Origin of the sequence: Arthrobacter sp. TMP15 (assembly GCF_039529835.1) — a bacterium.
Taxonomy (GTDB): Bacteria; Actinomycetota; Actinomycetes; order Actinomycetales; family Micrococcaceae; genus Specibacter.
The window spans coordinates 1,486,712-1,499,222 of record NZ_CP154262.1 but is presented as its reverse complement, the minus strand read 5'-3'; the positions used below and the strand labels follow the sequence as shown (position 1 = coordinate 1,499,222).

The 12,511-nt window shown below is 60.3% G+C and carries 7 protein-coding genes; 2 read left to right on the top strand and 5 right to left on the bottom strand.

Annotated elements, in window-relative coordinates:
- Window positions 1-61: 61 nt before the first annotated feature.
- From AAFM46_RS06515 to AAFM46_RS06505, 3 genes are read right to left on the bottom strand one after another with little or no spacing between them, the layout of a single operon-like run.
- Window positions 62-1,240, bottom strand: a complete 1,179-nt coding sequence (locus AAFM46_RS06515; RefSeq protein WP_343320392.1) for a nucleotide pyrophosphatase/phosphodiesterase family protein — start codon at window positions 1,238-1,240, stop codon at window positions 62-64.
- A gap of 52 nt (window positions 1,241-1,292) precedes the next feature.
- Window positions 1,293-1,982, bottom strand: a complete 690-nt coding sequence (locus AAFM46_RS06510) for a DUF5998 family protein (RefSeq protein WP_283531514.1) — start codon at window positions 1,980-1,982, stop codon at window positions 1,293-1,295.
- A 28-nt stretch (window positions 1,983-2,010) separates the two neighbouring features.
- Entirely contained in the window at window positions 2,011-4,686 is a 2,676-nt protein-coding gene (locus AAFM46_RS06505) for a GNAT family N-acetyltransferase (protein WP_343320086.1), read from the bottom strand.
- Between the two features lie 84 nt (window positions 4,687-4,770).
- On the opposite strand from AAFM46_RS06505, the gene AAFM46_RS06500 reads away from it, so the two are divergent.
- Both AAFM46_RS06500 and AAFM46_RS06495 read left to right on the top strand, forming a co-directional pair.
- A complete protein-coding gene (locus tag AAFM46_RS06500) occupies window positions 4,771-7,428 on the top strand; it encodes a DNA topoisomerase IV subunit A (RefSeq protein ID WP_343320085.1) in 2,658 nt (885 codons plus the stop codon).
- 70 nt (window positions 7,429-7,498) lie between these two features.
- The gene (locus AAFM46_RS06495; RefSeq protein ID WP_283531517.1) at window positions 7,499-8,017 is read left to right on the top strand and encodes a DinB family protein; all 519 of its coding nucleotides are present in this window, start codon (window positions 7,499-7,501) and stop codon (window positions 8,015-8,017) included.
- 20 nt (window positions 8,018-8,037) lie between these two features.
- Here the strand turns inward: AAFM46_RS06495 and AAFM46_RS06490 are convergent, their stop codons facing one another.
- Complete coding sequence (locus AAFM46_RS06490) at window positions 8,038-9,093, bottom strand: GNAT family N-acetyltransferase (protein ID WP_343320084.1); 1,056 nt, start codon at window positions 9,091-9,093, stop codon at window positions 8,038-8,040.
- Window positions 9,094-9,102: 9 nt separating this feature from the next.
- Complete coding sequence (gene cydC / locus AAFM46_RS06485; protein WP_343320083.1) at window positions 9,103-12,510, bottom strand: thiol reductant ABC exporter subunit CydC; 3,408 nt, start codon at window positions 12,508-12,510, stop codon at window positions 9,103-9,105.
- Window position 12,511 lies beyond the last annotated feature (1 nt).

Genomic DNA, 12,511 nt, shown 5'->3' with positions numbered 1-12,511 from the left:
GGGTTCACCCAGATAAAGTGGGACTTAGTGTCGCGAAGCGGCGTTGCAGCCAGTGCTTGATTTAGCGCCGTTTAGCTTTGGGGCTCTTCGCCGTCACGGGGATCCGCAATAGTGGGACTTCTCGTTCAGCTTTAGTGATGGAGCCGTGTTGGCCAACCACATCCATGGCTTGTGCGCGCACGCGGCGCAGGTCGTAGAATGCCACCGACTCCCTTGCCAGAATCAGTACGTCACCGATGCGGGGACGCACTGATTCGCTGACTTCACCAAAGTAGCCAGCAGCAATAGCCTGTTCACGACTCAGAACCCAGGCCTTCTTACCAAATCTCTCAAGCCACGCAGACATCAGGTCCGCGCGAGTGCTCGCACTGGCATCGGGCTCCAAATACAGGTGGACCATCCGCGGTTCACCACCGGTGTGCCTGACCCCTGCAATCAGTTCCGGAAAAACGGAGAAATCTATGCGGGCAGAACGCGGAATATCCACCATCCCGTGGTCTGCTGTCAGCAGGATCAAGGTGTTCGATGGTGCTGTTGCAGCCAGCCGCTTCATGCCGGCGTCGAGCTCCTCTAACTGCCGTTCCCACTGTGCGGAGTCTGATCCATGGCTATGCCCGGCCTTGTCCAGTTCGCTCCAGTACAGGTAGACAAGCGATGTGGGAGAGGCCCCCAAAGCGGCAACCGCTTGTTCCACGCGCGCATGAACAGAGACCGCTGGCCTGAACTCGCTGCCTCGAAGGGCAGCACGGGTCATCGCCGAGTTGGCAAATTGTGGCAGGCTCACAGTTGTTGTTGGTACCGTGTCCGCGAGCCGTTCAAACACTGTGGGACAGGTTTGCCACTTCAGCGGGTCGACACCGCCGTCCCAATTCCCCAGCAGATTCACCACCTTGTCCTGCCGTGGATCTAGCACGTCATAACCCACCATGCCGTGTTGCCCGGGTACCGCACCTGTCCCCAACGAGGTGAGGGAGGTTGCCGTGGTGCTGGGGAAGGCTGCGTGAAGTGTGCGCGGATGGTCCCCTTGCGAATCGTTGGCCATCACTGAACGTAAGAACGGCGCGTGAGCGGACCGCTGCTTGAGTAGCGCCTTGCCCAGTCCATCAACAAGGACAATACAAATCCGTGGTGCAGCCGGCAAGTTCAGGACGTTGGAAAAACCCGTTGCCCCGAGCGCCGCGGCTGCACTGCCAAATACATCACCAATGCTTGACTTGCCGTATGCCGGCGCCGCAGGCAAAGCAGGTGCCAGTGCGGCTGGCTCCCGTCGCCCTTCGCTTGAGGCTGTGAGGTTATCGGCGGTAATGGGAGCGTCCCAACCGTGCACCGAAGGCCGGAAACTTCGTGGCACCCAACTCGGTGTGAGTGGCGGGAATTGTTCCCGTGTTGGCCGCACGCAGGGCACGAGCGAAGGCCTTGGCATCAACAACTGCCTGCAACCCTTCCGCCTCTGCGCTAATACGCAAGGCAATGTCTTCTTGGGCGATCGTTCCGGAGTAGCCGTGGTCGGCATCGCAGCTGGGGTCCCCGCACGACGCCGGACCCATCTCCACGCGCTGCCCACCAGACCAGGCGATGGACAAGGTGAGTTCACGGGCCGGATCGGAAGGCTTGTAATCCTGAGGTTGGGAGAACATATAGCTGAGCACTACTGACTTGATCTGGCTGACGGGAACAGATTCTGTGGACACCTGCGCCACCATCTGCTCGCCCGTCTCATCTAGCTGATGATCGTCAACATGGGTGATCACCAGCATCTCTGAGGTCAGCACAAGCACAGTGATGTGCCGCTGGACCTCAGTGCGGTCAAAGTGTGTTTCGAGGTGCACAAGATGGGACAGGCTCTCTTGGCCATCCAAGGCATCGTTAACCACATCGGCAACAAGACGGGGATAAAAACCTGACCGCTGGAGTGCAGATTCCAAATCACGGCCCTTGGTGTTGGCCGAGGCACCGGCTCCGAAGCTGTTCATGGACACCATTTTCGCACTTTGGCGGCAGTGTTGCCAATCAAGAGATCATGGCGCGCCGCGCGCTGTCGGTTCGTTGAGCGGGGTTACCGATGCGCAGATCCACGGCAAGCACAGTCACGGTTGTGGGGCCCACAAGAATTGGTTTGAATTCAATGAAAGCCACTTCAGGGTGTTCATCCTTGAGCATGGCGACTCTGGCCACCAAATCCTCAAGCGCACTGACGTTGCCGGGCGGCAGGCCTTCATAGCCAAAGAGCTTCACTGCGGCCCTCGGGGAGCGCACCAATTCAGCGGTGTCACCCAAGGACAACGGTGGCACCCGGTGCGCCCAGTCATCCAGTAGGTTCACCGCATCACCGGAGAGGCCGAAGGAGACAACCGGTCCCAGGAGCGGATCTTCAATGGCCCGCAAGGTGCATGAGGGGCCCACCTCGGCCATGGACTGCACTTCTAGTTCTTTGTCACCATACGGTTTGAGGAACTTTCGCATTTGGATAATATTGCGTCGCAGGGAGTCCGCATTTTCTATATTGATACGGACACCACCTAGATCCAGGCGGTGACGCAAACTTGGGTCAATGGTTTTAATGGCTACCGGCCAACCCAGACGTTGCCCCGCAGCCACGGCTTCGTCATCACTGCCAAATGCCACTGACTCCAAAACCTCGATGCCGTAATGTCCCAGCACCTCCCGGGCCCGGGCCGGAGTGAGGGTGACAAGAGAGTCACCCTCTACATCTTCTAGCCACGTGTCAAGTAATTTTTCCACCGCTTTCGGGTTGACCCCTGTCGGTGCCTCAAAGACAGGGGACTCAAGTGTGAGCCAGTGCGCGTAACGTGTCACTGCCGCCAACGCCGCGATCGCAGCCCCCGCACTTGAAAATGCCGGCAGGTCGTGGGACATTTGTCGATTCACGTGAACGCTCAATTCAACAATCCCGGTAAAGACTGCCAGGACGGGCTTGCCGGTCTCCTTGGAACACGCCTGCAAAGTCTTGGCAATGTTCTCAACTGTGAGCCCAACCACCGGCAGCAACGTCACAATGGCAGAGTCCACCCCCACTTCACCCAGTGCCGCCAGAACAGTGCGCTTGAGCAGCGGCAGCGCCTTGGACTGTCCTGTGTCTAGGAACAGGTTCGAGGCCATGGCCGCCACTCTCAATCCATGCTGTTCTGCGGCGTCCGCCACCACGGAACCCATGGCATCAGAGTTGCCGATGATAGCCAGGCCCGGACCCTTGGGCAGTGGTTGCCCCACAACAATTTGGGCTACGTCGGAAAGCTCTTCAATGGTATTCACACGGAGGACTCCGGATTGGCGCAGCATCGCATCCAAGGCCCCCGGCGGGGCCGCAGTTGTGCGCACGGTATGCCCTGGCGGAAGCCGCAAGCCCATGGAATCTGACTTGGCCACAATCACAGGTTTGCTACGGGCAAGGCGGCGAGAAATACGGGAAAATTTACGCGGGTTTCCAATCGATTCCAAGTACAGGCCACAGGCAGTGGTGTTGGGGTCATCCTCCCAAAACTGCATCATGTCATTGCCTGAAACGTCTGCGCGGTTTCCGGCTGAGAGCACTGTTGACATGCCGATTTCGCGACGGCTCATGGCAGCGAAAAGGGAAACCCCCAAAGCTGCTGACTGGCTGAAAATACCCAACCCACCCTGTTTTGGCAACGCCGGGGCCATGGAGGCATTGAGTGAAACCTCCGGGTCGGTATTGGCCAATCCCAACGACGCCGGCCCCACCAACCGCATGCCATTGGCCCTGGCTTGACGGACTAAGGCGCGCTGCCGCACCAGGCCACGTTCGCCGTCGTCGGCAAATCCTGCTGTGGCAATGACCAGCCCCTTCACCCCAGCCTTCCCACACTGCTCCACCACTGCTGGCACGCGGTCGTACGGCACGGCAATGATGGCCAGATCAACCGGCGCCGGCACTTGGCCAATGCTGTCGTAGGGCATCATGCCTGAGACTTCCAGCGCCTCCCGGTTCACGGCATACACGGAGCCGGTGAACTTCCCTTCAATCACGTGTTCCAAGAGTTGCTGGCCAACGCTGCCCCACTCCCTGCTGGCACCAATCACGGCAATCGAGGCAGGGGCCACAAGTCCTGCAACGCTGCGGGCCTCAGCACGGTGCTCCCGAGATTCCATGACGGCCCTGGACTTCTCCGTGGGATCAATATCAAAGTGCAATGAGATGACACCATCATCGAAACGCCTATGGACCTCATAGCCCGCATCGGAAAATACTTGGATCATCTTCCGGTTCTCCGGCAGAACCTCTGCCGAGAACCTCCCAATACCGTTCTCTCTGGCCGCTACGGCGAGGTGTTCTAGGAGGATGGACCCCACACCACGGCCCTGGTGTGCATCGGATACATTGAAGGCCACCTCGGCCTCAGTGGGGTCATCCAGCCTGTCATAACGGCCAATCCCGATGATCTCCTCCCCGTGGGTTATGACAAACGCCACACGGTTACGGTAGTCAAGCTCGGTGAAACGACGCAGTTCCTTGGCCGTGAGCTTGGATTTATAAGTAAAGAAGCGTAAATAGATGGAATTTTGTGATTGGGCCATATGAAAAACTTGTACAGCCTCAGCATCTGCGGCGGTCATTGGGCGTAAATGCCCTGTCCCACCGTCACGGAGAACAACATCGGCTTCCCAATAGGCCGGATATTCGGGCGCGAGCTCTGGCTTCACCATAGAATCACTGTACCGACATGATGCGCCTTTTGGCGTGCATGCCAGCCCGCAACACCCCCTTGCAGAAAAGGAACCACAGCCACCATGGCCAAGCGCCAACCTCCCGCAGCCGATGACTTCACCGAAAACATCGTTGATATTGATGTTTCCAGCGAGATGGAAGGCTCATTCCTGGAATACGCCTATTCGGTGATTTATTCGCGTGCACTCCCTGATGCCAGGGACGGTCTCAAACCAGTGCAGCGGCGCATCCTGTACATGATGGCGGAGATGGGGCTGCGCCCGGAGCGCGGCCATGTCAAAAGCGCCCGCGTGGTGGGCGAGGTCATGGGCAAGCTGCACCCGCACGGCGATACGGCCATTTACGACACCATGGTGCGCATGGCCCAGGACTGGACGCTGCGCCTGCCTCTCATTGACGGGCACGGCAACTTTGGCTCGCTCGACGACGGACCCGCCGCCCCCCGTTATACCGAGGCCCGGCTGGCCGCCGCGGCGCTGGAGTTGACCAGCAGCTTGGATGAAAATGTTGTGGACTTTGTGCCCAACTATGACAACCAGATGATGCAGCCCTCTGTGTTGCCGGCCGCGTACCCGAACCTGCTGGTCAACGGGGCCAGCGGTATCGCCGTCGGTATGGCCACCAACATGGCCCCGCACAACCTGGGCGAAGTCATTGCCGCCGCCCAGCACCTGATTGCCAACCCGGACGCCACACTGGAGGACATCATGGCGTATGTGCCGGGCCCGGACCTGCCCTCCGGGGGGCGGATCGTGGGCCTGCAGGGCATTCGCGACGCCTATGCCGGCGGGCGCGGCTCCTTCAAGACGCGGGCCAAGATGGCTGTTGAACAGCTCTCCCCGCGCAAGGTGGGCCTGGTGGTAACCGAGCTGCCGTACCTGGTGGGGCCGGAGAAGGTGAAGGAGAAGCTCAAGGACGCCCGCAATGCCAACAAGGTGGTCGGTGTTGCCGACTTCATCGACCTCTCCGACCGCAAGCACGGTCTGCGCCTTGTCATTGAAATCAAGAACGGCTTCAACCCGGCCGCCGTCATGGAACAGCTCTACCGATACACACCGCTGGAGGAGTCGTTCGGCATCAACAACGTGTGCCTCGTGGACGGGCAGCCTCAAACGCTGGGTCTGCTGCCACTGCTGCAGGTCTTTGTGGACCACCGCATTGATGTGGTCCGGCGCCGCACCGCGTTCCGCCTGGGCAAGAAGCAGGATCGCCTGCACCTGGTTGAGGGCATGCTCATCGCCATCGTGGACATCGACGAGGTCATCCAGATCATCCGCACCTCGGATGAGGTGGCTGCCGCCCGGGAACGGCTCATGGCCATCTACGACCTCTCCGAGATCCAGACCAACTACATTCTTGACCTGCAGCTGCGCCGACTGACCCGTTTCTCCATGGTGGAGTTGGAAGCCGAACGCGATGAGCTGCGCCGCGCGATTGCAGCCTTGGAAGCTATTCTCGGCTCGCAGGAAATGCTCCACCAGCTCGTCTCCGACGAGATGGGCGAGGTGGCAGCCAAGTACGCCACCCCGCGCCGCACCGTCTTGTTGGAGTCCGAGGCCATGTCGCCATCGGTGGCGAAGGCCCTGGCGGGCGGTCCTGGCGGCAAGGCCGGCAAGCTTGTCCCGCTGGCCCTGGAAATCGCCGATGACCCCTGCTGGGTGCTGCTGAGCGCCACCGGTCAGATTGCCCGCACCACCAGCGCCGAGCCGCTCGTGGAATCCGGCAGCCGCAGCAAACATGACGTCTTCACGTCCGTCCTGAAAACCACTGCCCGGGCCGAGGTCGGTGCGCTGACCTCGCTGGGCCGGATGCTGCGCCTGCAAGTGGTGGACATGCCCGTCCTGCCGCCCACTGCTGCCCTGCCGAACCTGGCCGGTGGTGTGGGTGCCAAGGACTTCATTACGCTGACCAAGGGCGAAACTCTTGTTGGGTTTGTGCCGCTGAGCAGTGTGTTTGCTGTGGGAACAGCCGCCGGAGTAGTTAAGCGGGTTATCCCCGAGTACCCCTTGAACCGGGATGATTGGGAGTTTATCTCCCTTAAGCCCAAGGATTTTGTGGTGGGTGCGGGCGTTGCCACGGACGACGACGATCTTGTGTTCATCACCCAAGATGCCCAATTGCTTCGGTACAGTGCCGCTATGGTCCGTCCGCAAGGCCGCACGGCCGGCGGTATGGCAGGTATCAAACTGGGGGCAGGAGATGTGGTGCTCTCCTTTAGCGTTGTCTCCCCGGCCGACCCCGATGCTGTTGTCGTGACGGTTTCAGGCGGACAAGAAGCCCTGCCGGGAACGCCGTCGGGCTCTGCAAAGGTCACAGCACTTTCGCAATACCCGCACAAGGGTAGGGCCACCGGAGGGGTGCGGGCACACCGCTTCCTCAAGGGTGAAGATAAATTATTCGTGTCCTGGGCCGGTCATGGCCCGCCCAAGGCCTCAACTTCCTCCGGGGTGGCCCGGGCACTGCCAGTTGAGCATGGCAACCGTGATGGTTCAGGGGTGCCCCTCAGCGCCGCCATTGACCTTGTGGGTCCAAGTCTCTCCCGCGATGATTCCCGGGATGATTCCGGTGAGGGTGCGGATGCTCAGAGTCCATCATCTCCAATCTCGACCGAGGGGCAGAGGTTCGCGGCCGTAACTGCCAAAAAACCTGTGGCACCGGGCGCTGAGTCAACACCCATCCCGGACACCACACAAGAAGCATTTGAGCTGGAGCTGGAGTAGATATTCCCCGCCTTCTTCGACCCTGTCAACCGCTTGCCTGGTTGGAGCCGCACCGGCATAGACTAACCCCATGCCTATCACCGCCGATAACAAAGACTGGACCTGGGTTCTTGCGCAAACGTGCCCGGAGTGCGGTTTCAACGCAGCCAAGGCCACGCCCGGTTCGGCGGCCACCATGTTGCCAGCGGTACTGCCGCGATGGCAAAATGCTTTGCGGCGCCCTGATGTTGGCGAACGCCCAAACCCGGACACGTGGTCGGTGCTTGAATACGGTGCACATATTCGGGACGTCTTTGGTGTATTTGCGGCCCGTTTGGAGCTGATGCTCAGCCAGGACAACCCCACATTTGCTGACTGGGACCAGGATCAGGCTGCCCTGGAGGGTGGCTACTCACAGCTGGATCCTGCGGAAGTGGCCCAAGAATTGGTACAAAACGGTCTTGATGCGGCAGCCGCTTTCGGCGCTGTGAGTCTAGAGCAATGGGAGCGCCGAGGACTACGCAGCAACGGATCTTCCTTCACCGTGAAGACGCTCACGGGCTATTTCATGCATGATGTGGTCCATCACCTGCACGACGTTGACGCATAGCGCCGGTTGCTTCCGGGCCCTTAGAGCAATTTCTCCCAGGCCATGCTTTGGCGCTGCGGAGAGTAACCCATGTCTTTGTACAGCCGCGAGGCTCCAGTGGGATTTTCGGTGTCCACATCCAGGCTGGCGTGATCTAGTCCGGCTGCCGCAAAACGTGCCATGGCGTCGGAGAGCAGCGCCGGGGCGATGCCACGGCCCCGCCACCTGCGGGGCACACCCAGCAGTTCTGTGTAGCCTTCCCGGCGGCCGTTTTGGGCCTGCTTCCCAGGATCAACAGAGGCCAACTGATACCCAGCCACCGCTCCGTTCAAGCTATCGATTGCCACAGCCGATAACTCCGTTCGCAAATGTTCATGGCTCATGAAGATCTCCCACTGCTCCGGGCTGCGCGGCTCGGATCCCCAATGGTCAACGAAGGCGTCGTTGTGGGCAACTCTGACAGCCTCACTGAGCTGCGGTGTCAGCGGGACAATGGATATTCCCACAGGGGTCGGCACAGCAGGGAGTTGCTCCAGCGCACGTAACATTTCCGAGTAGTAGCGCACCACAGAGTACCCCGTCCCGGCCAAGAGGGCCTGCAGCGCCGGGTTGTCCTCTTCAACGTAGTTCCGCGCTTTAACAGGGAACTGACCGTCGGCTAGGAAACGTGCAGCCACAACGCTCTCTTGCCACGCCAAAACAGCCGTACCCACACCACGGCGTTGCCAGAGAGGATCAACTCCACCCAACACGTACGCTTTTTCACCGGCCCGGTTCTTCAGCACCCGCCCGAATGCGCGTAGTTCCCCGTGTCCATCGATACCTACTATGGAATTGTCCCGCACCGGGTTCACGGTGTCTGAAAAGCTTGCCAATAATACAGAATGCTGCGTATACGACGGTGCTTTTTCAAACGCCGCAATGCGTTTTATCAATTCCAGCCACGCGTCAACATCATCAACGCACAAGGGCCGGAACACCAACCCCTCAGCCGTGGGCAGTGAGTCGGCGATGGGCAAGGAGCCAGCGATGGCCAAGGAGCCAGCAGCTGCCGGAGCGTTAGGAGCTGGGGACTCTATAGTGTGCTTGTGAATCATCTCTCCACCCTAAAGCCCGGTGGCACCAGCTTCCACTTTTGTCTCCCCCAAGCGGAGGCAAGTATCCCCTGCTGCGGCAAGTTCGGCGTCGTGCGTGACAAGCACCACGGCTGCGTGCGCAAGTGCTCCCCGCAGATCGTGAATAAGCCCGGCTGCCTCATCGACGCCCAAGTGGGCGGTGGGCTCATCAAGAAGTACCACGTCGGCTCCGGCCACCAGCGTTCGAGCCACCGACATGCGGGTTCGCTGCCCGCCGGAGAGGTGGTGTCCGCCTGGCCCCACTCGCGTGTCCAGGCCCATAGGCAACTCGGCCAGCCACGGTCCAAGACCCACGGTTGTAAGCGCCAACTCCAACTCAGTTTCCGTGGGCGGGTTTTGTGCGGGTTGAGCGATGGCAAGGTTCGCGCGCACCGTGGAATTGAACAGGTAGGAGTCCTGCGGGCACCACGAGATCCGACTCAACGTTTGATCCGTTGGCGGCTGGCTATTTAGTAGGTAGGAGCCACGTTCCGGTGGCAAGAATCCCAGCAGCACTGCCAAAAGGGTTGACTTCCCAGCCCCTGAGGGGCCGCTGACGCTCCACCACTGTCCACGCCGCGTACCACCGCTGACGTTGCTGAAAACCGGCTCAGCCATGCCCGGATACCTGGCGGTGACGCTATCAAGTGCAATCACTTCAACTGCCTCTGTTGCAGCCTGATCCGATGTTGAAATTGGGCCCCGTGCGTGAAACACGGTGGTGGGTGCATCCAGCAGCGGCAGTGTCCGCTGCATCAGGGCTGTCAGCGCAGGCAGTGCCGAGACTGCCTCCACAAATTGCCCTAAGGGTTCAGACAGTGCCAGCATCAGCAACGCCGCAACAGCGGCGGCACGCGGGTCAACGCCGGCACCAATGGCTGTGTACGTGACAGAAATTGCTGCTAGCGCCGTCAAAACCGACACCGCGCCTTGGCCTAACCCGTCAGACCATGCCAACCGCCGCAGGGGCTTGGCTACTGTGGCATCCTGTGCGCTGAAACGGGCAGCCTGCAGGCTGCCCACACCGTTGGCACCGAGCTGATCTGCTGCCGCAAACAGTGTTGTTACCCGTCCCGCGAGCCAGGCGCGGTGCACAGCAGCTGCACCGGAGGCACGGCGTTGGGCGGTAAGGACCACCACCGGTAATACCACCAGCGCAAGCACACCCAAAACAATCACCGTTCCAGCAGCTTCGGGGACAAGGATCACAATAGTTGTCAGCACGGCAGCGTAGGAGAGTATCGCGGCGGGGATGGGCACCACAGCACGGGGCACAGCATCCCGTAATTCGTCCACATCAGCAACAAGTGTTCCAAGTGCTCCACCTGAACGTGTCAATTTTCCCCAGTGCAGGACGGAGGAACCTAAGGAGTCCCACAGTTTCAGGCGAAGTTGACTCGCCCACCGGAACACGGCGTCGTGGGTGAGAAGACGTTCGCAATAACGCAGCACCGAACGTGCGATCCCAAATGTACGCACCCCCACAATCAATGTCATGAGATACAGCATTGGTGGTTGATCGGCAGCCCAGACAATGAGCCAGCCGGAAATTCCGCTCAGCGCCGCAGCGCTGAGCGTGGCCAGTGCAGAAACAATAACACCGGCCGCAAATCGTGGTGAGAAGAGTGGCAATGCCTTCAGATGGCGCCAGGACAGCTTGGCCGCTGGACTGAGAACTGCTGCCGATTGCGCTCCTGCCGAAGCTGGCACCAACTCTGCCTCTGGCCCCGTTTCTTCCCCGCGTAACTCTGTGGCTGGCGGTACTGCTGAAGATGCCCTGGCACCGATCGTTTTGGCCAGCACGGGATCGTGGCTGGCTACAACGAGCGCCACAGTTCCGTGGAGACCGCTCAGCGCCTGGCGTACAGCATGTGCAGAGTCCGGATCAAGATGGGCGGTGGGTTCATCAAAGAGTGCCAGTTCCACTGAAGGATCTGTTGCTATGCGCCCCAAGGCACGGGCAACAGCGACTCGGCGCAGCTCCCCGGGGCTGCAATCAACCACGCTTCGGTGGGCCAAGTGTGCGGCATTGACCTGGGCCAATGCGCTCATGAGTACGGCCGTGTTCGTCTCAAGGCCCTGCGGACCGGCAGAGTACAGGGCCACTTCTGCAAGCACGCTCTCCTCGGTGAAGGCGGGGTGCTGGGAAACGTACACCAAAGCGTCGGGGGCGCAGTGCTGGAGATCTCCGGTAACTTTGGGAAACTTTGCGGCGTTGTCGCTTTCAGCCGCCAGCGGGAGCGTGCCGGCAATAGCCGCAAGAATAGTGGACTTTCCGCTGCCACTGGGTGTGTCGAGCACAAGGGCGGCACCGGCTTCGAGCCTGGCACTGAAACTCTTTACCGCGGGCACACTGCGTCCGGGATACGTGAGGCTCAGCCGGTCAGCGAGCAGGACAGGGGCAGTGGTTTCGGTTCCCCCGCTCTCATCGTGGGCGTGTGCCGAAGTTACGGCCTCCACGGGTGCGCTGGCAAGAATCTCATTGACTCGGGCCAATGCCTCCACACCGTCTTCACTGCCGTGGTGGGCAGCACCGACGTCGCGCAACGGTCTGAAACATTCGGGGGCAAGCATCAAAGCAAGCAGTCCAGCTTCCAAGGCTAAGTCACCGTAAACCAGCCGTACACCGATAAATACCGCCACCAGCGCTACGGAGATGGTACTAATCAGTTCCAGCGCCATCGAGGAAAGAAAAGCCGTCCGGAGGGTTGCCATAGTTGATTTACGGTATGCCTCACACACGTCAAAAAGGGCTTTGCGTTGGGCTTGTGCCCGCCGCAATCCCACAAGGACGGGCAAGCCGCGGGCGAGCTCCAAAAGATGGTTGGAGAGTTTATCCAGTCCGCGAGCAGCCAGCGCAACCCGCTCTTGGGTGTGAAAACCTATCAGGATCATAAATACGGGCACCAGCGGCACGGTCAAGACCACAATGAGGGCACTGACCCAGTCCGAGATGAGGATTTGCAGACCCACCATGACCGGGAGCACAGCGCATGTCACCAGCGCTGGCAGATACGTGCTGAAGTAGTTATCCAGACCATCCAACCCACGACTGGCCAACATCGACTCGGCCCCAACCGCGCCTCGGGTCCCGGAACTGTGTCCCAAGCGATGCGCAATGAGCCGCCCACGAAGTTCCTCCTTGGTACCTAGAGCGGCACGGCGAGCCATGATTGACTGCCCCCACACAGCAGCACCCATCAGAGAGGCACCAACAGTTCCTTGCACCAACAATTTCACCGCGTCCATCGCTGCCCCGCCAGCCCACTGCCCCAAAGCATGGGCCAGCGCACCCATCAGCAGGACCAAGGCAACAGCCTTAACGGCGGCAAGGCCGGCCAACCCGGCTAGGGCCACCTGAGTTGCTTTGCCTTTGGGCAGCGCCGGACGGACACTCACG

Excerpts from the sequence above, each read along its gene's own strand:
- AAFM46_RS06510 (WP_283531514.1), bottom strand. The coding sequence starts at position 1,982 with ATGGTGTCCATGAACAGCTTCGGAGCCGGTGCCTCGGCCAACACCAAG.
- AAFM46_RS06505 (WP_343320086.1), bottom strand. The coding sequence starts at position 4,686 with ATGGTGAAGCCAGAGCTCGCGCCCGAATATCCGGCCTATTGGGAAGCC.
- AAFM46_RS06500 (WP_343320085.1), top strand. The coding sequence starts at position 4,771 with ATGGCCAAGCGCCAACCTCCCGCAGCCGATGACTTCACCGAAAACATC.
- AAFM46_RS06495 (WP_283531517.1), top strand. The coding sequence starts at position 7,499 with ATGCCTATCACCGCCGATAACAAAGACTGGACCTGGGTTCTTGCGCAA.
- AAFM46_RS06490 (WP_343320084.1), bottom strand. The coding sequence starts at position 9,093 with ATGATTCACAAGCACACTATAGAGTCCCCAGCTCCTAACGCTCCGGCA.